We start from the raw sequence: 25,308 nt of genomic DNA, 5'->3' as shown, positions 1-25,308 counted from the left end.
ATTTTTAATTCGTAAGTAAAAATAGTCATATTGACACGGAACACTTTTTACAATTATGGAGAATCCTTACATAATTTTGTCCAGCGGTTTTCTATCCCATTGTTGTAACTTTTTATACTCTCCCATAGACATGCCTGTGACCGACTTAAACTGCGAGGCCAAATGGCTACTGTTCCTATAATTTAAGGTATACCCAATTTCAGAAAAATTGAGTTCGTTCATCTGGATGAGTTCCTTTGCCCTTTCAATTTTAAGATCGATGTAGTATTTCTCAATGGTTACACCTTCCTTTTTACTGAACATTTTACTTAGGATGGAGTAATCTTTATTTAATTTTTTGGACAAGTAGGTGGACATGTTCCCTGCTATATCATTTTCTCCATTATTGATCGTATTAATTAATTCGATTTTAATGTTTTCAATGATCATATCTGATGTATCCTTAACCAATTCGAAGCCGTTATTTTTCAATATGCTTTCTATTATTTCTTCCTCATTATCCGCATTTTCCTCATAAACGATCTCTCCTAATTTTATAGATACTATGGCAATCCCAAGCTTGGAAAACTCCTGTGCCAAAAGGGTTTTACATCTATCACAAACCATATTTTTGATTAGGAGTTTTTTCATCTGTTAAAGATTTGAAATTTGGGTTTAGCCCAACCTTTTGGTTGCGGACCTTACCACAAAACTATCATAAATAAACATAACAATATTCCCCTTCCAAAGCTGGGAAGGGGAATTCATAAGCATCCATAGAGCGTTGGCTACAAAAGGAAATCACTTCCGGCTCCTACATGCAAATCCAGCAGTTGTTGACCAGCGTCCACGGCGGTTTACTTTTTGAAGGTAGAAAAGAGGTAATACAGAATATTCGACATCAAATTCAATCTGGCATTACTTCTACGATCATTTCGATCTCTACGGCGATATTTCCTGGAAGTGATCCCATACCTACAGCAGCACGGGCATGTTTTCCCCTTTCTCCAAATACGGCCACCATTAGATCTGAATATCCATTGATCACTTTGGGATGATCGGGAAAATCCGGCCCTGCATTTACCATACCTAAGACCTTGACCACCCTTACTACCTTATTTAAATTTCCCAATTCCGATTTTAAGACAGATAATTGATTAATCCCAGTAATTCGGGCGGCCTCATAACCCTCCTCTATGGTTAAATCTGTCCCGACCTTGCCCTCAATATTTTCCCCATTACTCTGGAGTGGCCCTTTTCCCGAAAGAAAAATTAGATTTCCAGAACGAACGGCATTTACATAATTGGCTACCGGAGCACTGGCTTCCATTAAAGTTATACCCAGTTCCTTAAGTTTTTTCTCTGGGTCATAGTCCGCTGGAATTACTGGTGTTTCCTTTTCAACAGATGGCGCTACATCTTCCTTTTTTGTGTTGCAGGAAATGGTCATTATGATCATTAAAGGGACTAAAAAATACTTGAAATTCATACGCTTGCTTTTAAATCTAATTTATGGTTATTATACATTCTCCAACACTTCCTTAAGGCGTTTGGCTACTATTCTCTCTTGTCCCGGATCCATCATCCAGGTAGTTATACCTATAGTTTCCTTGTCGCCCACCGTAGCTATGGCAGGGTGACCTTCCATTAACTTTTTCCTGGCTTCCTCTGGACTTATCTTAACCAAATTGCTATCCCATTTAATACGTAGGGAAGGGACATGGTTGGCATAAGGTGGTACATGTATCTCTGTCTGCACTCCTTTTACGGATAAGGCACTGTCGCTAATTAATTTGATTTGATTTTCCCAAAGCTCCCATTCTTTTTCATGATCTTTGGCCAAATACATTTCCAAGGCCACCAACATTCCCAGAACTTCTTCCTTGTTTACTTTCATCCCCCTACCAATAGTACTTCCGCGGGGAGGGGTATGTATTCTTGCCGCTTTAATGAGATCTCTTTTGCCCAGCAATAATCCCGCACTCTGAGGCCCTCTAATTCCTTTTCCACCTGAAAATGCCACTAAATCGAACCCCATTTTGGTAAACTTAAAGAGATTCTCAACAGGCGGCACATCCGCGGCACAATCTATAAAAGTTGGGATTTTATGCTTTTTACCCAAGGCAATAAACTCGTCATACTTCACTTCCCCATTATCCGTATTGGCATTTAAAAACCAAAGCATGGCCGTATTTTTATTAATGGCCTTTTCCATTTCCTTCTTTGTTTTTACTACGACCAATTTAGCGCCTACGTTTAAAAGGGCATGAGTATAACCAATATTATGGCCTTCCTGTATTATTACCTCATTTTTTAATCCAGTAGTATCTGGAAGTTGGGCAGCTATATCGGAATCCATTCCAGATATGACCCCAGCAAGCCCTATGGACATGGCCCCGAAAGCACCAGAGGAAACCGTGGCATATTCACATTCCAACAATTCCGCTATCCTTTCCCCAACCTTGTCCTGAAGCTCATCCAAATCCACATATTCCGTAGCTCCGAATACAATAGCCGAGGTAACCTCTTCGGACATTAATGACCCGGTCATAGAAGTATAGGTTCCCGCAGCATTTATAAATGTACGGAGCCCCAACTCCTTGAAAAAATTCCGAGTTGCCGGTTTGGTTACTGCGGCACTCAGCAATTGTGGCGCTAATAGTCCCGTACCTACCAATCCGCCCACCACTGGCACACTGGATAAGGTTTTTAATAATTTTCTCCTACTTAGCATAATTCATTTTTTTTTAGATTAATCCAAGTCAACAATAATGCAATTTCTCTGGCCAATTTCCGGTAGGCCGGTTTACTTGGCATTCCATATTGGTCTGGAAATACCATTAAGGTCCCAAACCACATCCCCCTCCCTTAGGGTTAGCTCACATTCCAATTTTTTATCGCCCATCATTTTTTTCCCCTGTGTATCAATAAACCCAAAGTTCCCTTTTCTTAGGTTTAGAATTGTTAGGTCCGCCACGGCCCCAACAGTCAGGTGCCCCAGATCCGTGCGTTTAATATATTGCGCCGGATTCCAGGTTGCACATTCAATTACCTGCTTTACCGGCATACCCATATTGATAAATTTAGACATAATATTGAGGATATCCTTCATTCCCCCGTTCATACTTCCCGTATGCAGATCCGTACTTATGGAATTAGGTAAAAAACCTTGTTTTATGGCCGGAATAGCTTGCTCAAACACAAAGCTGCCACCACCGTGGCCAACATCAAAAATAATCCCTCGATTTTGAGCCTCAAAGACATACTTCCTTACCTTGCCATTTTCGTCGACCACAGGAGTTCTCCCTTTTACATGGGCATAGGCATGGGTAAAGATGTCACCAGGACGCAATTTTTCCATGAGCAATGTTTCCAAGGACAACTCGGGTTCACTACCACCAAAATCGATCATTACCGGAATATCTGCCATGGTACCCGCTGCAACCACCCTATTTACCGGCTCCCAATCAAAACCGCTATAATGGGCCAATTTTACCCCCACTATGGTCCCCTTGTGCTGCATGGCAACATAAGCGGTCATTTTAGGGTTCATATCCTCTATATTTTGTTCAATAGCGCCTCCTTTCATCCCCGATCCAATAATATTTAGAAAAGACAATACCCTTGTTTTTGAATGATCGATCGTCTGTGCCTTAAACGTTCTAAAATTCTTCCACCCAGCGCCACCTACATCAACAATAGTGGTAACGCCACTTCTAAAGGTAAACCCGTCTGGCGGCAAGGCTGTAAAACTATTACTTAAATACGCATCTTCCTCGGTCCCAAAAAAATTGTGCCCATGAATATCAAGGAGCCCGGGAGCCACTATTAGCCCTTTTGCATCAATCACCGTTTTGGCCTGGTTTTCTGGAATTTTGGAATCGACTTTTGCAATTTTTCCATCTTTTATGGCTACGTCCATCACTTGGTCCAAATTATTTTTTGTGTCTACCACATGCCCACCTTTAACCAAGATGTCGTAACTCTGAGCGGTCAAGGTCGTAGTTGCCGCTAGCGTTAAAATAATAACCCAAATCCGTTTTTTTAGCATATTTTTCATTTTTAAAAAGTATTAGTTGATCTAAACACCTAGTATATAAATTCTATAAACTGCTTCTTAGCTTCTTCACTTCTTCTGCTTTTACCTCCCCCGCATCGTTCCCAAAATTGGTCCTGATATAGGTCAGGACATCGGCCACTTCCTCATCACTTAAAAAACTGTGCTGCGGCATTACCCCATTGTACACCTCCCCGTTCACCTCCATAGAACCTTCCATTCCTTTTAAAACAATATTTATTAGTCTTTCCTTATCGCCGGTTACCCATTCCGTTCCTGTCAAAGGTGGAAATCTACCCGTTGCCCCTCTACCATCCTGTTGATGACAGGTACTGCAATAGGTGTAATAAATCTTTTCACCACCTGTATATTTCCCCGCTATAAGATTATCCTTGATTTCATCTGGTGTTCTAAGGTGGGACAATAGTTTTCTTTTTTCCATTTCCGCTAATTGTTCCCGGCCAAAATTATCTTTATCACCCTCAAAAACTATCTTCCATATCCTTCCCTTTACCGAATCTGAAATGTACATACTATCGTCTGCACCAAAGGCAATACCCATAGGCCTGTATTCAGCATCTTTAACACTAACAATGGGATCTACCCCTGCAAAACCATCCGCAAAAATTTCCCAATCGCCTGAAGGTTTTCCGCCCTTAAAGGGAACAAATCCTACAAAGTATCCGGATTGCGGATAAGGAGCTCTATTAGTTGACCCATGGAAGGCTATAAAAGCCCCGTTTTTATATCTTTTTGGCAACTTATCCCCATCATAAAAAACCAAATCATTTGGTGCCCAGTGCCCGGGGAATCCCATTATAGGATCATCGAAATCCTTACATCTCCCAATAATTTTACCATCACCTCCATATTCCGGTGCCAGCACCTTTTTTTCCTGAATTTGATCATAATAACAATAAGGCCAACCAAAATTTGAACCTTCAGTTACCTTTATAAATTCCTCGGAAGGGAGCAAGGCACTTTCCCAACCGGAATAGATATTTGGAAATAGTCTCAGCAAATCGTCCCGACCGTGCATAACGATATATAAATTTTCGTCCTCCGAATTCCAATCCATAGCAACAACACTGCGTATCCCCGAAGCATATTTGTACCCATCCTTTTGGGTCTGACCCAGCTTGTTGGCATCAAAACGCCAAACACCTCCATGGTCCACCAATTGTGGACATGGGTCCATGCCTGGAGCCCCAGGGGTTCTTTTAGGGTTTTGACAAGCATTGGAAGGGGCACCAAAAGGAACATACATATGACCCTTGTTATCAAAAGCAATGGGCTTTCCTATATGTTCGTGCTTACCATGCTCATGGTCATCGGTCATGACTATTTCCATTTCCCCTTCAGGTATTAAAGTTCCCGGTTTTAATTTATAGCGATAAATGACCAATTCAGAACTAAAATATAGATAGCCATTATATATCCTCATGGCCGTAGAATAACTCCATTTTTGAAGCGTACGGTACGCCCCAAATTTTTCTATCACATCTGCCCTGCCATCATTATTTTTATCTTGAAGTACAACTATACCTCCTTTGTCATTGGAATTTCTAAGTTTGCCATATAGTATGCCTTCATCTGTCACCGCCATATGCCGAACCCTTTCCTCTATACTATCCACGACCACGACCGCCTTAAAACCTTCAGGTAAAAAAAGACCTCCGTTAGCTTGTTGTAACTCACATTGCACTAGAGTCAAAATAGGCACAACACAAAAAAGTAATTTTTTGATACGCGTGGAAATGGGCATTGACTATATATTTAATAAACCTCTGATTGACTCTCCATCGTGGGTAATTTTCACCAATCTCTTTTAATTCCCAAATATTATATGGATTGAAATTGTTTTTTTACCCGATAATAATATCCTCAGCCTGCATGTAGATCCTGCCGTTAACTCTATAATATGTGTTCGAACACATCTTAAATTTAATAATACTTTAGAGAAAGTACCCATTTTATTTCCAATATTTAACAATTATATTGCCCAATTGAAAGAAAAGCGTAATTTCTATTGAAAGATTACAAAAAATATCCTCTTAAATATCTTGTTCCCAAGGTGACATAGAATCACCCAGTTATTGTTTATTGAAAAATAAGTTTGCCAAAAAATTCGGGCCTGTGATAATCCGGCTTTTCGGTTCCTACCGGATTCCAAGTTAAATAATGGCGTTGGGAAGTAGCGTCGCCACACTTATAAAAATTTGCAGTGCTTTGTAAACCCTTTAATTTAATTTCAGGATTATGGGTTAAAACCTCAGCAGGTATTATTATGGTCATTTCCCAAGTGAAATCACCCGTTCTTTCGGTGAAAGTTTGTGCACCCAAAGAGCTTTGTACCTCGATCAAATTCCTTATAGTATTTGGATCCACAAATTGACGCTGCCCTCTTCCAGGTCCATAAGCCAAATGAACGGTGCCAATACAATTGAATTCAAAATTATAATAATTCCCGTTCCCTAGGGGATCCATGAAAAATTCCACACAACTGTCCCGTGCCACAGGTCCATTGGTGTCCCCTACACTGGCCAGAATGTTTTTTTCCTTGACATAATATTTTAGCCAAATAGCATTATTGCTGTGTGCAATCCTAAAGGCAACATCGGGGCGGTAAGAAAACTTATCCCAATTAATTAAATCCACATGCTCTAATTCTACATGCTTTTCCAAAAGTTGGGACACCTGCTCCAAACCAACTTGTCCGTTATATTTAATTTCCTTGACCTTAAGCACTTTGTCCTGACTATGTATTTCAGATTTGCAGGCCAACATTAGCCCGATGAATAATATTACTAAATGTATCCTCTTCCACATTTATGACATATCTAATAAACTACAAATTAGCTAAAATTTATCATCCAGACATAATGTGATCAGCAATTTAGTCCTATTTTAAAGGCTACTCAAAATTTCATAAGATCTTAAGCGGTCATTATGGTCATAGATATGGGATACCGCCATTATTTCGTTGACCCGGGTATTTGCCACAAAATCCGAAAGTTGTGCTTTTATGGTTTCTTTAGACCCAACAAAACTATAGTGCATCATATTTTGTATTTGAGCTTTTTCCATCTCATGCCATATACCATCCATACTCTTCACCGGAGGCGGCAACGGTTTTCTAGTATTTCTAATAATTCCCAAAGCTAATTGCTGAAGGCTTGTCTCCAAATGCCTAGCCTTTTCATCGGTTTCTGCGACAATGACGTTAACACAGGCAATAGTATAGGGAGCATTGCATTGTTCTGAAGGCTCAAAATTCTGATGGTATAATCTAAGGGCTTCATGCAAGTGGGCAGGGGCAAAATGACTGGCAAAAGCATATGGCAATCCTTTTGATCCCGCCAATTGAGCGCTAAAGGTACTGGAGCCCAATAAATACAAGGGAATGTTTAATCCCTCCCCAGGAATGGCCCTTACGGCAGCATTTCTATTCTCCTTGGAAAAATACGTCTGTAATTCCGTTATGTCATTTGGAAAATCGTGTACGGTTTCCGTTCGATTTCTTCTTAATGCCTTAGCCGTTAGTTGATCTGTTCCTGGCGCCCTTCCCAAGCCTAGGTCAATTCTCCCTGGATAAAGTGTCTCTAGGGTACCAAATTGTTCCGCTACAATTAAGGGAGCGTGATTGGGCAACATAATTCCTCCGGAGCCTACTCTGATGGTTTTGGTTCCTTGGGCAATATTTCCTATTAAAATTGGCGTGGCCGAACTAACCAAACTTTCCATATTGTGGTGTTCGGAAATCCAAAATCTTTCAAAGCCCAAAGTTTCTACATGTTGTGCCAGTTCCAAGCTTTTTTGTATAGACTGTAATGGCGTTGAACCCTGCGCTACAGGGACCAAATCCAAAACTGAGAATTTTGTGTTCCTTAAATTATTATTGATGTTATCCTCCATTTTTCCGGTATTTACTTGATGTAATAGTAAGGCTTAGTCGAAAAATGATACAAATACTTAAAACAAATTTAGGAAGTCTAGAATCAGTAAATGAAACATACTTTAAATAAATGGATCTACACAATAACTAACCCCTTCTTATTTGACTAAAGTGAAAAACTTAATCCCGTTCAAAAATTACGGTGAGACCCGGGTTCTGTTCCTTCAATTGAGTTATGGTTTCTTTAGATACATCGGACTGCCAGAGATAGATTTTCTTTAACCTAGTTAATTTAGGCACAAGGTCCAGGACACCTTTTGAAACTTTTGTTCCATAAAGGTTAAGCGATTCCAAATTCTCCAATTTAGATAAGTGTTTTATCCCGTCATCGGTAATTTCATTTCCCCTAAGGTCCAACTTTACCAGGTTTTGCAATAATCCAATTTTTTCAAGATATGCATCCTTGAGGTGAGAATTTCCTAGGTTAAGCCAAACCAATTGCTCCTTTAATTCCAAAAGGGCGTCCAAATCCGAAGCTTTAAGGTCATATTCACTTAAACTAAAATTGGCCTCCAAAAAATAATTGTCCTTCATTAAAGGATTGATTACAAAACCATGTCGAATCAAAGAATCAACGATGGACCGATTGGGAGGTGGAATCTTTTTATTAAAAAGATTGTTCTTATCCAATCCTAAATAATTACTGACCAAAGAACTTACTGCCTTTTCCGTATCCAATTCAGTTACAAAACCATTCGGTGGGGCTCCAATTTTAATCCACCATTTAATCAGCAACACTTCTTGATCCGTAAGCGGCAACTTTCCTTCAGATGGCATAAAATCGTCATGTTCTGTTGGCAGGGTAATCCTTCGAACCAATTCGCTCTTTAAGGCATCCCCTGGGATAATGGTATTTTCACTTTCTCCTCCAAGTATCATATTCGCATAGGAGGTAAGCAAAAGACCGCCCTTCTTTTTCCCCTCGTTATGACAGCTAACACATTTTGTTTGCATCATTGGCAGCACCAAATCCAGAAAGACATCTGCGGAATCCAATACCGTGACTTTTTCACGCGGCTCCACCTTGGAAGGCAATCCTGCCATATTCCTTACGGGATTTGGTGCGTATTCCAGTAAATAAGTAGAACCATGGGTCAGGTTACCACCCATGTGCCCAGTAAACATAAGTAAAAGTCCGACTATAAAAACCAATATCCATTTGGGAATGGAGAGTGAATTACTCCATTTCTTATTGATAAAGTAACACCCAAAAGACAATAGCATTACGGCAATTCCACCCCACTGATGCCAGAAGAGGGTATCCTGATCGTAACCACCACTTAGGGAAAGGAAATAACCAAAAACCACAGCCAATAGTGCACTAAATGCTCCCATAAGCCACATCAGCGGTAGATACATCTCCAAAGGCTTGAATTTGGGCCAACGCGTAGCCAGCTGTGCCAAAATGGCCATAATTAGGAAGCCAATGGGAAGATGCACAACTACAGGATGAAACCGCCCAAAAAACAATACTACATCTGGCGGGTTATCCAAAATACCACCATTCATCAAGAAGATAAATCCCATTTATACTATTTAAGTGGAGTGCCTTTTATGGGTTTTCCATTGGTGGTCAGAATTTGAAAGTGGTGCACCCTATGCCCTTCATAATTCCAAACCATAGATTTATCAGGTGTCAACTCAAACAATTTAATTCCCTTTTGAGCCCCGTAACTGGCAATCACCGTATTGCCGTTGGGTAACCTTTGTGCCCCGCAGGGATCAACAAAAGGTGCTTCTTGCAAATCAGAATTGGATACTTTCCAGACTACCTTGCCATTGGAATCAAATTCTACCGCCTTATTCCCATGAGTTAAAGTAACCAGGGTATTTCCATTATCCAAACGAATAGCGGTAAAAGGCCAATTTTCAGCTTCCCTTCCTCCCAAATCTTCCAAATCCGTATGAAAAACATTTACCACTTTCCCATCCGGTTGGTATTCCTTAACCGCAAAGGCCAATAAATGTGGTACTAAATAATTGCCATTGGATAATTTTCTGGCCATCCTAGTCTGCATATGTACATTGTCCGTATCAGGTTTAAGTGGTATGCTGCTTACCACTTTTCCCTTTTTATTAACCTCAACTATTCTTGGATCCGATCCGGATTCGGTAATCATGGTGTTGCCATTGGATAAACGAACTGCGGTTCCCAATTCCATGGATTTCTCAGCTCTAGTATAGGTGAAAATTACCTTTTTTTTCTTGTTATACTCTCGCACTTCATCTCCCCAACAAATAAGGATATTGCCATTCTTTAAGACATAGCCATCCCTGGCACTTTTTTTCCCGGAATCCCAGAGTTCCTCTCCATTTTCCCCAATAATCCCAGTAAAATTAGGTCCCCCTACAAAGAATGAATGTTTAATTTCATTTTTATTTATCGACTGATTTTGGGGTGATAAGGCAGTAGCTTGACCTACCAAAAACAGGGGCGACATCATTAAAAACAGTAGTCCTTTGCTAAAAATATTCATATGCGTGTATTCCAATTAAAATTTTATTTAGGTTAAAATATCCTTTACCACATTACCATGAACATCTGTCAATCTCATATCACGACCTCCAAAACGGAAGGTCAGTTGCTTGTGATCTATTCCCAGCAAATGCATAATCGTGGCATGTAGGTCATGCACGGTTACTTCGTTTTCTATTACCCGATAGCCATATTCATCGGTCTTGCCAAAAATAGTTCCTCCCTTTACTCCTGCTCCGGCCATCCACATACTAAAGGCGGACGGATTATGGTCACGCCCGTCAGATCCCTGTGCAAAAGGGGTACGGCCAAACTCTCCGGTCCAGACCACCAATGTTTCCTCCAACAAACCTCGCGATTTAAGATCCTTAAGGAGTCCAGCTATGGGTTGATCTACGGCATGGGCATTTTTTTCATGACCTTTTTTTAAATTACTGTGCTGGTCCCACCTGTCAACACCTGGACCAACGTTGGGACAAGTAAGTTCTACAAATCTAACGCCCCGCTCTATCAGCCTTCTGGCCAAGATACATTGAGAGGCATATCCCCTCAAATTAGGGTCATCCGAATCCATACCGTACAATTTTTTAGTGGCCTCGGTTTCCTCCTTAAACTCGGTAAGTTCCGGGATGGAGGATTGCATTTTATAGGCAAGTTCATAATTGGAAATAGCAGATTCCACGGCATCGGCCTCTCCAATTTTCCCAATTAAACTATGATCCAATTGTTTAATAAATTGGAGTTTTTCCTCCTGAAGATTTTTAACGCCTTCCCTTGGATTGATATTGGCTACAGGTTCTGGACCAGCCTTAAAAACAGAAGCCTGGTAGGATGCCGGCAAAAACCCATTTTTAAAATTATCCAATCCACCCGGAGGAACCAGCCCTCCGTCCAAAACAACATAGCCAGGTATATTTTTATTCTCGCTCCCTAATCCATAATTCATCCAAGCACCCATACTTGGGCGACCCTGCAAACCACTACCCGTATGTAAAAAATAATTGGCATTGGTATGTTCCGGAAAATTGGAAACCATGGATCGAATTAAAGCAATGTCGTCTACGCAGGTGGCAATATGTGGAAACAGATCACTTACTGGCATACCACATTCCCCATATTGTTTAAAATCCCAAGGGCTTTTTAATATCTTGCCCACATTGTCGAACTGGGTCGCATCTACCTTAAATTTCTTTCTGGGATCCTCTCCGTTCTCCTTGGCTAGGCGGGGTTTGGGGTCAAAGGAGTCTACTTGTGATACACCCCCATCCATATAGAGGAAGATGACATTTTTCGCCTTGGGCAAATAATGTGGTCCCAAATAAAGATTGGAAGCTGAATCAAAAGATCCGGGCCTTTTGCAGGCCAAGGGCATAGTGCCAAACAGACTCATTAATGCCAATGAACCGAAGCCCCCAGCCGATAGCCCCAACATTTCCCGACGGGAAATAACTCTTGGTTTAGTATTGTGATGATGGCCCATTAGATAAGGTATATAAATTCTTTTAAATTAAAAATACTATGACAATACTCTTTCCAGAGTTCCATTTCCTGATTCTCCTTACTTGCCTCTTTCTCTTCCATAGTCCGGAGCATCTCGAAAAAATCAGAAGCTTTTTTTAGTTCATCTGAACTTGCCAAACGTGAAAAAGTCTGCATATAGATCCACTGTACTTTTTCCTCAAAACCTACCAGTTCCTTTTCCATCAATTTCCCGGCCATAATTTCGGCCTGTTGTGCAACCAATGGGTCGTTCATTAAAATCAAGGATTGTGAAGGCACATTAGTAACGTTCCTACTACCGAAAGTACTAAAGGGAATAGGACGATCAAAGGTCGTCATCATAGGCTCCAAGAAATTTCTCCTTACCTCCAAATAAATACTCCTTCGCCCTTCCCCATCTAGAGGTCCCGATTTCCCCGGCCTACCGCGTCCCTGCATAAACGTCGTTAAATGGGTGGCCACAGGTGTTCCGTACATGGTGGAATCCAAACTTTCGGAAACAGCCAATATTCCATCTCGGATAGCTTCTGCCTCCAATCTTCTTACGGGAAAAGAAGCCAAATAAATATTGTTGGGATCCGTATTTGCTAGAGCATCACTTCTCATAGTACTTCTTTTAAAAGTTTCTGAGGTAACAATTGCCTTGATCAATTTTTTAACGGACCAACCCTCCTTCTGAAACTTAACCGCCAGGTAATCCAACAGTTCCGGGTGGGATGGTAATTTTCCTTGAAGACCAAAATTATCAACAGTCTCCACAATTCCCTTGCCGAACAAATGGTGCCAAATCCGGTTTACCATTACGCGAGAAGTCAAGGGATTATCTTCATTCAACATTACCTCTGCCAACTCCATACGTCCACTTCCTTCAGATTTAAATATGGAATCGCCCAATGACAATACCGATAAAAATCTCCTAGGAATATGTTCTTCCGAGGGCTCCTTATAATTACCTCTATTGAAAACGGGGCTATCAATTCCGTAACCATCGTATATCCCATTAACAAAGGATTCGGTTTTTAGACTTTTGGCCAGCTGTTGGCTACTATCCAAAACCGATTTCAATTCAGGGAAATGTGAAGGTAATTTACCCTTCTTCAGATCATTATTAAGCCTTGTAACCTTTGTTGGAGATATATCCAGGGATGCCCAATTTTCCTGTGGTTGTTGTGTGGTAAAATTCTCTTCCAAATCCGAAGGCCATTCCCCATCGTAAGTCACGGCGTATTGAACTTCAATAAAAGCATCCTCCTGTAGGCTATACTTGTGGCGTTCATAAGTTCCCGGCAAGATTTCAATATATGCCTTTCTACCCTTCCAGGCCGCTACATTAAAAACTAAATTATTCCATTCCCCTGTATTCACCTTTTGGTCTATTCCGCCATAAATTGGGTTTTGAATCAATTGAAAATTGTCTATTATAATTCTGATGCTACTGTTTTTACCAAGTGCCCTAACACCAACAAAATCTTTGTCCAAGATAATATTGGGGGACCGTAATGCCCCAAAAATGCCCATCCCCATTGCCCTGCTAGAAGCTTTTCCTTCATCCAAGCCAAGCAATTTTCCTGTGGCCGGATCCACTATGGGATTCCCCAGGGTTGTCTTCTGCCCAAAAGCAAATCCATCACTTGTCCAACCATCAAAATCGCGGCCTCTAAAATCGCCGATGACGGAATAGGCTTCTTCATTTGTGTTTATCGCTGTATTCTGGGCCTGATCAGTATTTTCATAACTGTTTTTGACAGTGTCCCATTTTCCGGCCACCAACTTCCGCATATAGGAATTAAGATTTTCTATTTCCTTGGCCGCCAATTTCTTATCCTTACTTAGATCGGCAGGAACGGGAGAAAACCTTGTGCTCTCCATTACCCCATACAGGGCGTAATAATCCGCCGCAGTTATGGGGTCAAATTTATGGTCGTGACATTTTGCACAGGAAACCGTTAACCCCTGAAAAGTCTTGGTGGTAACGTCTATCATGTTATCAATGCGATCTGCCTCGTCCTGCCGCACATCCACTGGGCTATGGGTACCTTCACCCATAACATAGAAAGTAGTGCCCAGCCTAGATTCCGAAACTCCAGTTTCCTTATTTTCCCTAGTAGTTGGCAATAAATCCCCTGCAATGTGCTCCTTTAGGAATTGATCATAGGGCACATCTTCGTTAAACGCCCTGATCAAGTAGTCCCTATATTTCCAGGCACCCGTTATGGCATAATCAAACTCGTGCCCCTTTGTTTCCGCATACCGCACCAAATCCATCCAATGTCTTGCCCATCTTTCTCCATAGGCCGGTGAATTTAGATAACGATCTACCAGCTTTTCGTAAGCCACACTACTGGTGTCAGAAATAAATTCTTGAACCTCTTTAGGGTTTGGGGGTAAGCCGGTAAGTAAATAGGATACTCTTCGGATAAGTGAGTTTTTATTGGCAAGAGGTACTTTCTCCAACCCTTTTTCATCCAGTTTCTTTTCTATTATAAAATCGATGGCCTTGGGGTCCGATAACGCAATTTTCGTCTCCGGCTTAATAAAGGACCAGTGATCTTTCCATTCGGCTCCCTGATCTATCCACTTGTTCAATAAGGCCTTCTCCCTCTCGGTAAGTTTTAGATTGGTCTCCGGTGGAGGCATTACCATACCAGGGTCTTCATTATAAACCCGCTGTACCATATGGCTTTTGGAAGCCTTCCCCGGCACAATGGCATGCCCCCCTTCTTTTAGGGCAGCGGTGGCACCTTCGTAGGTATCCAATCGTAATTCCGCTTTTCTACTACTTGGGTCGGGGCCATGGCACAAATAACAATTCTGTACCAATATGGGTTTTACATGAAAATTAAAATCCACCACCTTAGGCAGAGGTTCAGAGAACTGTTGTGATCTGTCACAGGAAATACCTAAACCGCCCAGCGTACAAATTAAAATCAGAACCTTTATTCTGCTAAAAAACATTGTCAAAATTTTAGAGGGAAATTCAAATATACGGATCCAAAGCATTAGAATCAACTATTTAAATTGCATGGGTAGATATTAATTGTACCCTAAAAAGGCTAATAACTCCCCTTATGTAACGAAGAGGGGAATGAATTGCCACGCTCCTTGGTGGGGCAAAAAGGGGAGTTTGAAATCTCGAGCCGTAAACCCATACCTTATCTATTGTCCCCTCCCAAAGACCTGGGCTATCAATCCCTTCCGTCTCCTCCGCACCCAGCGGAAGATCCACCCTTCCCTTATCCAAGGGAAGGAGCCACTGCTGTCGTCATTGTGTGCCCATTATGGCTACTGGATTATCTCTTTCCCCTTGTGCCTTTGAGCTACTTCATCATCGGTACCAAATAGAAACAAATCACACTAGTAGCTCAACGAAGTTTTGAAAACTTACCATGAAGCAACCTCTTTATTCAAAAAAAGTATTGAGATTCCAAAAATGAAAACCTAGCTTGTACGACTTCTCGTCGTCCCCAAAAAGGGACTCTGTCGAAGTGATTACTACAGTCATTTCGACCAATAGGGAGAAATCACACAACTAACTAAGCCAAAACATTAATTGGGTATATAATTTCCAAGCTATTAATAAAACTGATGAAACTTTTATAAAACCGTTGCCTGCGGGATTCCTGCCAATAGGGGATTCTATCGAAGTGACCATGTCTTAAACAAGGGAGGATCGAAGCGGAATCACTAACATTTCAACCAGATATGTTTGGATTAAAGCAAATCCCTTAAATCGGTAATTTTATTGATATTATGTTCCGGATTGGGCACATCGCCAAATCCGTATTTGGCAAAAACAAATGGTATTCGGTTGCCTTCGGCAGCGGTATAATCCCCTAAGGTATCCCCAATATAGATGGGTTTGGAAAGTGTATTTCTTTCAATGACCATTTTTACATTTTCGGCCTTGGACTTACCCGTATTTCCTGAACATTCAAAATCTTTAAAATAGGCACCCAAACCATGGTATTCATAAAAGGCTTCGATATAACCAGCCTGACAATTACTGACTATATACAGATCGTACTTACTCCCCAGTATCTTCAAGGTTTCTTCCAATCCATGGTACAAAACCCCTCCGAACTCCTTAATGTCATTTACCTCCTGTACATAGCAACTGTTCATGACCTCGTCTTGCTGTTCTTTGGAAAGATATGGAAACAGTTTCTTTCCTACCAGGTCGTGCTGCATTCCCAGAATACCCTGTATATCTTCCTTGGAAATCGGATTTTTAATACAGTCGAAACCATTCAGTGCCGTATGCCATGCCTTGATACTCATGGGCATGGGATCCCAAAGGGTACCATCCAGATCAAAAATGATGTTTTCAATATTATCCCTTAAGTCAATGAGAGCCATTTTTAATAGTTTTGAATACTATGGGTACTAAATTAAATTCACTACCTCACCCGTTTTGGCGGATTTATAGGCCGCATCTACAATATCCAACACCATTTGTCCTTCCACAAGTCCGGGAACTGGTTGTTGTCTAGTTTTGATACATTCTACAAAATACTCCATTTGACGGGTATAGATTATTTGGTCGCAGTGATCTTCCCTTTTTGGAAGCTCGGGTACAGTGGTTACCGAACCTTCCCCTTCCTTCATTTTTAAAAATGTAGGAAACAGATTGGCATAACCCTTGGTCCCGAACAGGCTGGTACTGGCTTCAGGTCCGTCCATATGGGGGTGCCACCATCCACTTTCTATAATGCTTTCAGTGCCATTGTCCCAAGTAATGACCAAAATACCTGTATCGTCCACATCATAATCTCCAAATTCTGTAGAAATTCTGGCATATACCTTAGCGGGTTTTGGGTCTCCCAAAATATACCTTACAGCATCAATGGCATGGACACCCATGTCTGCCAAGGCTCCGCCCCCTGCCAATTCCTTTTTGGTAAACCAGCCCGAGGGCCCCCAATTTTCATGTATACCATAACCTTTGGTCTTAAATACTTTTCCTATTGTTCCCGAGACCACGGTGTCCTTTATATAACGGGTATCGGTATCAAAACGCCACATATGCCCAACCATTACCAATTGGTTATGTTTTTTGGCAACCTCAGCTATTTGTCTGCCTTCATCCCCGCTCATTCCCATAGGTTTTTCAAGAAAAACATCCTTGCCATTTTGTAAAAACTCTATGGCATAGGAAGCATGAAATTGATTGGGAGTGCTTATAATTACGGCATCCAAATCATCTCTTTTTACAAGGGACGAAATATCGTTCAGCGCTTCTTTGATATTATACTTAAGAGCAAATTTTTGGGCATTTTCAAGGTTTTTGGACACCACGGCCACAATTTCGACATCGGCTAGGGTTTGTAGTCCACGCGCATGATAATCCGATATAAATCCTGCGCCTATAAGGGCTATTCTGGTTGTCATATGTTTAAAATTTTATAATTGATTAAAAAAGAAGTAATTACAAAATTTACAAACAGATGTAACCACTTCGTTTTACTCACGACCTTATTATTTTTTGTGTTCGTGAACCTTTCGGTTTCACATAAACTTATTTTAATCGTATCAGTATGGTATGCTTAAAAAAGTTTATGCTCATTTCATAGTTATTTATTTATTAAAAACTCATCCACAATTTCTCCTACTTTGTTGTAGGTAGTGTATTTCAAAGTTTTATCTGTTAATGTCATATATTGATAAAATTGACCTTCTTTGAACCTCTTTTCAGCATAGGGTTCTTCGCCTATATCGTCATGATTTCCATTGGTCCCGATAGATACTGCATATACAGTCCCGTCTTTAAACGAGTCCACAACCTTGCCATTATTAATCGGCTTTGAACGCATATAATAATGAATATGACCAGCCATGACCATATCAACATGGTAGGTATCAAAAAGACCGCCCCATTCTTGCTGAATATCCAAATAAGGTTCTTCAAAATTATACGGTGGGAAATGTAACATGACGAATTTCCAAGTGGCATTGGAATTTTTCAATTGATTCTCTATCCATTGGGTCTGTGCTTCATTGGGTTGGGTTGAATCGATCATCAAAAATAAAGCGTTGCCATATTCAAAAGCGTAAGTGCTTTCCGGATCCACGCTTTCAGGTCCATTTTTAGGCAAACTAAAAAGTTGATAATACATCCAAGCGCCCAAACCATCCTGCCGATCATGATTTCCAGGGACGGGCATTAAGGGCTTATGGGAGAACACATCTTTCGAATATCCAAAAAACATGTCCCATTCGGTACGGTAAAGTCCTGTGGTTACAATATCGCCTGCAATTGAATAAAATGCAGTTTCAGGATGTCGGAGGTTAGCATCGTTGAGCATTTCTGCCCATTTGGGATCCCTATGCGTATCTCCAAACCAAATAAACGAGAACTCATCGGCATCCTTGGCTTCGGTCTTAAAGCTTCTAACGGAAGACCATGACTGCGCTTCTGCTGAACCTACGCGATACTCATAGTTGCCTCCGGCCTCCAAATTGTTCAGATTGGCTATAAATCGGTTTATATACCTATCATTGAACAACATTCTATCTTCCATGCCCGATACCGAGGCATTTAAGGAAATAGTGTCGGATGTATTTTTCTTCCAATACTGAACAGTTCCATCTTTTACGGTAGTTTTGGTTCTCCATTGTACATCCATAGAATTTGTAGGATCTGCACTCCAGGTAAGCATAATCTGATCGGGTTGACTGGAAGATGGGAATATTGTTTTTCGAAAAGCGCCTTCTACATGTGCTTCCCTGGCCCTTCCCCTAACCGTTGTGAACAATACCTGACCTTCAAGTTCTTTGGGCAGTTCCGTAATTTTAAGGTCGGACCAGTCATGGTATGTAAAAGCCCCCTTTTTAAACACTTCCAAAGAATATTCCTCAGGATAGCGTTCGCTAATTGTAAGTTCCTCATTGCTATTCTTTGGACCTACTGCAATAAAATAGACGACTCTATCCATGTCGAACCCCGGGATTCCGAGATTAACCCAACCCGCATCAAAATCCTTTTGCCATACTTCATATTCATAGACTTCATTTTTTACGAGTTCATTAGTCTTTACAAAACCTCTTTCCTTAAGCCAAAACGGTACTTCATGATCCAGATGTCTCATCAAAGAAACCGTTACTGGTACATTAACCTTAAAATATTGGTAACGGGTTGCCAGTGTTGTTTTCTCGCTATCGGTCAGAAACTGGAGCATAAAAGTATCGTCAATGGAATCATAGTCCTTGGAATCTACTTTTTCATATAATCTGGTGATTACATTATCCATTACATCTTTAACAGAGGTCTGGTTCTGTTGTTCTTCCTTTTTGGTTTCAGCACAGGAAAAAATGAATAAAACAGCGAACAGAATTAAATATCTTCTCATTTGGTTACCATACTTTATTTGGATTCTTCAATATTAATTGATCTATGTTCATGATATTTATAACTTAGTAACTAATTCGCTTTTGAAAAAGCATCCAGCATATCCGACAATCGATCTGTCAAAATAAAATTGACCCCTGCGTCCAATAATTCCTTCACACGACCTTCTTCTTCGGAATGAAAATAATTAACCTTAATCCCATTTTCCTTCAGCTTCTTCAAATCTGCCAACATATTTTCATCGTCCCTACTGCTTTTTATTTGAAGAAATGCGAAGCCTTTTTTGATGGTTTCATCAATATATTCAGCGCGAGTGGATAATCGTTCCATGTTGCACATCATAATATTGGGATTTACCTGCCTTACCCCTTTGGAGGCCTCATTATTACAAGCAATAACAGCCTGGTGGATTCTATTGGCAGCAATCACGGCCTCTGCAGTTGCGGCCCCCAATTGCTCATCCCCTTTTAGATGGATATTAAGCCAGATATTTTTCGGCATAATATCCAGTGCCTCCTTTAAGGTGGGAACCCGTTCACGTTTAAACCTTCTGGATTTCCATTTCCCCGCATCCAGTTTTTTAATTTTTTTCAGGCTAAGATTCCCAACCAGCCCGCGGCCATTGGTAGTCCTGTTTACCTTTTCATCGTGCATAATCACCAATTGATTGTCCTTGGTCATTTGGACATCAAATTCGATCATCTGTGCACCTAACCGAATGGCCTCCGCAAATGCCGCCAAAGTATTCTCCGGGTGGGTTTCATTGGCTCCCCTATGGGCACAAATGCCATTTTGTGGCATGCTATGATCTTTTGGAACAACCATGGAATCTTGAGAATAAACAAGGCTATTCCAAGAGCAAAGAATAAAAAGACTTATCACTAATTTCATCCGTGTAATATATTTCTTATTATGGGATATTGTCTTTGGGACGGCTGCCCTATTGCCTTAATCCATCAATTCCTCGGCATAGGTATAAACCTTCTTAATGGCCTCGGCAACCAAATCCATATCCGCTCTTGTTCCCATTAACACCTTGTGGTGAACACAGACCGATTCTTCCTTAAAAATACGTTCGCAGACCGGTAATGAAAACCTTTTGGGATCAATGGCCTTCCAATATGCATCGTTCAATTTATGCCTGGAAGGTTTTGTGTGCGGCACGTATAATGAGCAATTATTTAAAGGCTCATAACAAGCATCTACTATTATCCCCAACTCCGCCTCCAGGGCAGACCGGAACTTCTCTATTGGCAAATTCTTAAACTTGTTCGAGTCGTATCGAAAGGCAAAATTGAAATAAGCCTTTTTGGTTTCCCTATCATCTCTTTTTAATGGCGTAACCCCTTCTATTTCCGTTAAAAGAGTATTTAAATATACCCCATTGGCATCTCTATTTGCATTTTGTTCCGGCAATCTTTTTAAACCCTCTACCAGTATAGCTGCTTGAAATTCGGTAATCCTGTAGTTACCGGACTGAATAAAATTACCGTCATCACCATAATCCCCTATCCCTTTGTCCGCACCAATAAGCGAATCTCCTTCAGGTCTGCGACCAACATTTCTTAGGGCATCCATTTTCTCGGCTAAATCGGTATCATTTGTAGTAATAGACCCCCCTTCACCAGCAGTTAAATGTTTTGATAATTGAAAACTGAAACTACCTACATTACCGATACTTCCTGCTTTTTTACCTTTCCATTCCCCTCCGTGCTTGTGGGCGCAATCCTCAATTACATAAAGATTATGTTTTTTGGCAATGGCCATAATCGCATCCATATCCGCAAAAGCACCGTACAAATGAACTGGCATAATAGCCTTTGTTCTTGGAGTTATGGCCTTTTCAATTTCTTTTGGATCTATACACCAGGTATCCTCACAAATATCTACCAATATGGGAGTAGCATTTACGTCGATTACGGTGGCAGCAGTAGCTTGCCACGTTAGGCCAGGGACAATAACCTCGTCACCAACGCCTATACCCAAGGCTTCCAGCGCAATTTGCATGGTTATGGTACCGTTTACAACACATATAGAATGTTTTACCCCTGTATATTCCGCAAATAGTTTATTGAACTCCATTTCCTTTGGTCCATTATAGGACCAAACCCCACTATTCAGGACCTCTATCAGAGCAACTTCCTCTTCTTTCCCCCAAACCGGCCATTTAGGCCACGGATTCTTATTAGTATCTCGACTAGGTATGCCGCCATTTATTGCTAGTTTTTTCATTGTCAATGGTTGTTATAAAGTGATTTCTTTTATAATTTTTCAGGGTCCAATACTACGTGTTTCACGGTCTTTCTATTCCATGTATACACTATATGTATCATTCCGTCAGGGTTTTGAATCAGGGTGGGGTACGAATATTCCTCTCCCTTTTTGTCTGTTGTTGCCGTTAAGGGTTCCAAATCCAACACTCTCTTCCATGTTTTACCGTCCTGGGATAGGCCTAGGCTCAAGGGAACCCTATCCTCAGATTCAATGGTGGTAGGATTATAGATCAATACATGCCGACCATCTTTTAGGGTAAGGGCATCAATCCCCGAGTCAGGATTGGGAAGATCCGTAGCAGTCATTTCAGTCCAGCTAAGTCCCCCGTCATAGGACCAATTTTGTCCTATTGCCCCCTGATAAGTTCTACTTAACAATTGAATGGTATCTTTACCGTGATCTAAGATAGCCGGTTGGATGGCCTTAAATTTTTTGCCATCGTTCAAAGGGGCCGTTTTGGTCCATGTTTTGCCAAAATCCATACTCCTTTCCAAGTAAATTTTATGGCCCTCTGTCTCGCTCTCGGTACTTGAAGGAGATAAAATATCCCCATTGGACAGTGTAATGGGTCTATTTTTAATAGGTCCCAATATTCCTTCGGGAAGTCTCAAAGGGGCAGACCAATTAAGACCGTCATCCTCAGATGTTTTATACATTCCCCACCAATATAACGGATCTGGGCCCACTTTATAAAAGAGTATCAAAGGCTTATTTTGGGGTTTAAAAAGAACTGGATTCCAACAAGGATATCGAATTCCATCTTCCTCCACGCCATTGGCTACTTCAACCGGGGTTGTCCATTTGTCCCCAATTTTTCTAGAAACCCAAATACCCACGTCATTGTTTTTTTCTTCCGTTCCCCCGAACCAGGAAGCCACCAGTGTACCATTGCTAATATCAATAGTTGGGGCGTGACATTGGGGAGTTAGCCCTTGGCCTATGGGATATATATACTCTTCAAGGCTTATGGCAGGATGCTTTCCAGATATTTCCGATCCATTTTCCTTCAGCTTTTCCTTACAGGACCCGGCCGATATTAGAAGGGGTATAGCAAATAAATATTTTGTCCAAATTCTCATAATGACAGTTATTAAAAGTCTGCTAATCAAATCTAGAAAAGGAACTCTTTCTTGGGACTATTACAAATTCCATCCCTCCACCTTCAGTGCAGCCTCGGAAGTTCCTTTAAAATTGGCACAGACCATACGTTCTTCCCCTGGTAGTAAGTTGATGAAATTATCTTCCCAGAATATGGGCAGAATAAGTTCTCCGGTATTTTTATCCACCACCTTTAAGTTGACCAAAAATGCTATATGATCACTGTTGTTCTTAAGCTCTACCTTGATATTTTGTTGTTCTCCGTCCAGCTCAAAATAATGTGACTGCTCCAACTGGGATTTAGGCAATTCATTCAACTGAGTGAAGTCTGCATATACCTTACTGGGGGTGTGAAAAGCAAATGGTCCCAAATCGGCCTCATAGTCCAACACCTCTTCTTTGGTAGAAAGCCAATAAAAATTATTGCTGATCTCTTCTCCTTTTTTATCCAACAAACGAAGATCTACAAAATAAGTAGTTGTGAGCCCTTTCAGTTCTCCCAATGCCAAAATAGATTTAGATGAATCCGCATCCACGGTTAGGGCAATCTTTTCCTCAAACAAAATTTTCGAACCAATGGAATATACCCTAATATGGGCAGTTAAATTTTCTACCGACCTAAGGTGGTCATTTATGGCATAAATATGTTTGTCCCCATAATTGTAAATAAGGCTCAAGGGCAAACATGCCTTTTGGGTAGCGTAAAAAGCAGCTGTTGGGTTTAGGTAATAGTCGTACAACTGCCAATACATCTTTGGCCATGCCGCATTCAGCATCCATTGGACAATACCCGTAGATTTCTTTTTATTGACCTGAAAAGCTTCGAACATAGGCCGCATAAGCTCATAATTCATGGCCTGGGCCTTTTTGTCGAACTCTTCCAAAGAACTTGGGGCCCCATATTTTTCCTCAATAGCCTTGTTAAATCTACTGAGATCGGCAAACTCATACCGTCCGCAATGGTAGTTCCAGGCTTCCCCCATGGGCCATAATTGCTCCTGAGGAATCATTTTTTTTAAACTTTCCAATTGTGGTATTTGGGCTCCAGGACCAGTTTCCGTATTAAATCCATAGGCACCACCAAATTTGGTATCTGTGAACCAATAAACTGGGGCAGTATAGGCATACGGACCCAACATTTTTACGCCGGAAGACCCACTGATCTCGCTAATAACATCCTCACTGCCTATAACATGTTGATCGCTTCCCACTCCACCTGTAGAATTTAAATAAGGCCTTGTGGGGTCATATTTGGCGAAAGTGTCTATATATTTTTGTTCCAATTCCGTAATCGGCACCTTGTCACTGGCAACGGTCCAAACAAAGATACTGGGATGGTTGCGCAACCATATCACCTGATCCTCCCAGGCTTGGGCCACATGGGAAATATGCTCTGGCTTATAAACGCCTCCAAAGCGCTCATTGACCGGTACACCCATATGGATCTCATGTTCCCAATGACAGCTCCAACCTACCATTAACAATATTCCATGTTCATCACAGAGGTCGTACAATTTGTGGTCCTTGCCCCAGAAACCTTCCAAACGAATACAATTCAGATTCATTTGTTTTACATACTTCACTTGGGCTTCAATGCTTTCATCGGTATCCATTAAAAGCAAATCATCCGTCCAACCGGCACCTTTGATCAATACCTTTTGTCCATTTACCTTATAACCGCGGTGTATTTCATTTAACCAATAATCCTGTATATCGCGAATTCCAAATCTCAGCTGGGCTTCATCCAAAACCTCCTCCTTGGCCACAAATTTCAAATCCAGATCGTAGAGATCCGGATTCCCCAAATTAACGGGCCACCAAAGTTTTGGTTCCTTAAAATTAAGACCCACAAACTCCTTACTATCAAAGGTGATCAGCTCTTTCTTCTTTGGTTCCAAGCTTATATTTTTCTTGAATACCACAGCACCTATGGTCCCCACTAATTCTCCAGAAATTGTAGTATTGGAGTAATTGGTCAATTCTGCCGAAACCGTTATATCGGCCTCTTTCAAGGTTTCAAGATTTACCTTGGTCTGCACAAAGGGTTTTTCAATTTGTACCCCACCATGTAAATGAAGGGTTACAGGCCTAAAAACACCCATATCCCCATCTGGTGGGGAAGGATTCCAATCTACAAAGCCTATACTAAAGTCGCCAGGTTGCGGTGGAATTACCTCAATGGCCAAAATGTTGGACCCACTTTTGATATGTGAACTTACATCAAAAGAAGTAATACGATATGCCCCATCTATAGTGGAGGCATCGGCAATGAGTTCACCATTTAACCAAACATTGGCCTTATAGTTTATACCATCAAATTTTAAACTGCCAAACCCATTGGATTGCTCCTTTGTAAGTTCAAAACCGGTAGTGTACCACCAGGATACTTTAAACTGTTCTGTTGGGATGGTCTTTAAATTCTCCCCAAAAAAGGGGTTTTCGTAAACCTTGTTGGCTACCAAAGTGCTCAAAACCGTTGAAGGAACTACTGTAGGAAACCAATTTTCCGAAATTTCGGCCTTAGTCGAGATTTCACTCCCCTTTTCCGAAACTTTATTTGAACTCTGGATTCTCCAATTATCCGATAACTTTATCTGGAAGGACTTATGCATTGTATATGTTTT

18 protein-coding genes are annotated in these 25,308 nt (G+C 41.0%); all 18 read right to left on the bottom strand.

All coding sequences use genetic code 11. From position 1 onward, the window contains the following. Positions 1-66 precede the first annotated feature (66 nt). Positions 67-630, bottom strand: coding sequence for a helix-turn-helix domain-containing protein (locus KO529_RS18450; protein ID WP_215949340.1), 564 nt, complete (start codon positions 628-630; stop codon positions 67-69). A gap of 256 nt (positions 631-886) precedes the next feature. Then, positions 887-1,468: a RidA family protein gene (locus KO529_RS18445; RefSeq protein WP_215949339.1), complete on the bottom strand. Its 582-nt coding sequence runs from the start codon at positions 1,466-1,468 to the stop codon at positions 887-889. A gap of 30 nt (positions 1,469-1,498) precedes the next feature. Continuing rightward, positions 1,499-2,713, bottom strand: a complete 1,215-nt coding sequence (locus KO529_RS18440; RefSeq protein ID WP_215949338.1) for an aminotransferase class V-fold PLP-dependent enzyme — start codon at positions 2,711-2,713, stop codon at positions 1,499-1,501. 72 nt (positions 2,714-2,785) lie between these two features. Further along, entirely contained in the window at positions 2,786-4,030 is a 1,245-nt protein-coding gene (locus KO529_RS18435) for an amidohydrolase/deacetylase family metallohydrolase (protein ID WP_215949337.1), read from the bottom strand. 52 nt (positions 4,031-4,082) lie between these two features. After that, complete coding sequence (locus KO529_RS18430) at positions 4,083-5,801, bottom strand: c-type cytochrome (protein WP_215949336.1); 1,719 nt, start codon at positions 5,799-5,801, stop codon at positions 4,083-4,085. Between the two features lie 335 nt (positions 5,802-6,136). Beyond that, positions 6,137-6,865, bottom strand: a complete 729-nt coding sequence (locus KO529_RS18425; protein ID WP_215949335.1) for a carbohydrate-binding family 9-like protein — start codon at positions 6,863-6,865, stop codon at positions 6,137-6,139. A 78-nt stretch (positions 6,866-6,943) separates the two neighbouring features. Continuing rightward, complete coding sequence (locus KO529_RS18420; RefSeq protein ID WP_215949334.1) at positions 6,944-7,951, bottom strand: LLM class flavin-dependent oxidoreductase; 1,008 nt, start codon at positions 7,949-7,951, stop codon at positions 6,944-6,946. A gap of 160 nt (positions 7,952-8,111) precedes the next feature. Continuing rightward, complete coding sequence (locus KO529_RS18415; RefSeq protein WP_215949333.1) at positions 8,112-9,518, bottom strand: c-type cytochrome domain-containing protein; 1,407 nt, start codon at positions 9,516-9,518, stop codon at positions 8,112-8,114. 5 nt (positions 9,519-9,523) lie between these two features. Beyond that, positions 9,524-10,468 (bottom strand): beta-propeller domain-containing protein, encoded by a 945-nt coding sequence (locus KO529_RS18410; protein WP_215949332.1) that lies wholly within the window; start codon positions 10,466-10,468, stop codon positions 9,524-9,526. A 27-nt stretch (positions 10,469-10,495) separates the two neighbouring features. Further along, on the bottom strand, positions 10,496-11,947 hold the full coding sequence (locus KO529_RS18405; protein WP_247095171.1) for a DUF1501 domain-containing protein: 1,452 nt from the start codon (positions 11,945-11,947) through the stop codon (positions 10,496-10,498). Then, a complete protein-coding gene (locus tag KO529_RS18400; RefSeq protein ID WP_252734469.1) occupies positions 11,947-14,922 on the bottom strand; it encodes a PSD1 and planctomycete cytochrome C domain-containing protein in 2,976 nt (991 codons plus the stop codon). The genes KO529_RS18405 and KO529_RS18400 overlap by 1 nt, the downstream gene beginning before the upstream one ends. 756 nt (positions 14,923-15,678) lie before the next feature. Next, positions 15,679-16,323 carry an HAD family hydrolase gene (locus tag KO529_RS18395; RefSeq protein ID WP_215949331.1) on the bottom strand — a complete coding sequence of 215 codons (645 nt, stop codon included), beginning with the start codon at positions 16,321-16,323 and terminating at the stop codon, positions 15,679-15,681. Between the two features lie 27 nt (positions 16,324-16,350). After that, entirely contained in the window at positions 16,351-17,355 is a 1,005-nt protein-coding gene (locus tag KO529_RS18390; protein ID WP_215949330.1) for a Gfo/Idh/MocA family protein, read from the bottom strand. Positions 17,356-17,537: 182 nt separating this feature from the next. Then, positions 17,538-19,313 carry a purple acid phosphatase family protein gene (locus KO529_RS18385; RefSeq protein WP_215949329.1) on the bottom strand — a complete coding sequence of 592 codons (1,776 nt, stop codon included), beginning with the start codon at positions 19,311-19,313 and terminating at the stop codon, positions 17,538-17,540. A gap of 71 nt (positions 19,314-19,384) precedes the next feature. Further along, complete coding sequence (locus KO529_RS18380; protein WP_215949328.1) at positions 19,385-20,203, bottom strand: glycerophosphodiester phosphodiesterase; 819 nt, start codon at positions 20,201-20,203, stop codon at positions 19,385-19,387. A 57-nt stretch (positions 20,204-20,260) separates the two neighbouring features. Beyond that, positions 20,261-21,544: a DegT/DnrJ/EryC1/StrS family aminotransferase gene (locus KO529_RS18375; RefSeq protein WP_215949327.1), complete on the bottom strand. Its 1,284-nt coding sequence runs from the start codon at positions 21,542-21,544 to the stop codon at positions 20,261-20,263. A 29-nt stretch (positions 21,545-21,573) separates the two neighbouring features. Further along, a complete protein-coding gene (locus tag KO529_RS18370) occupies positions 21,574-22,665 on the bottom strand; it encodes a sialidase family protein (protein ID WP_215949326.1) in 1,092 nt (363 codons plus the stop codon). Between the two features lie 60 nt (positions 22,666-22,725). Beyond that, positions 22,726-25,296, bottom strand: a complete 2,571-nt coding sequence (locus tag KO529_RS18365; RefSeq protein ID WP_215949325.1) for a glycosyl hydrolase 2 galactose-binding domain-containing protein — start codon at positions 25,294-25,296, stop codon at positions 22,726-22,728. Positions 25,297-25,308: the final 12 nt, after the last annotated feature.

It is taken from the genome of Arenibacter algicola (assembly GCF_018860365.1).
Classification (GTDB): Bacteria; Bacteroidota; Bacteroidia; order Flavobacteriales; family Flavobacteriaceae; genus Arenibacter; species Arenibacter algicola_B.
The sequence above is the reverse complement of the archived record's forward strand: the minus strand, read 5'-3'. Positions and strand labels throughout refer to the sequence as shown.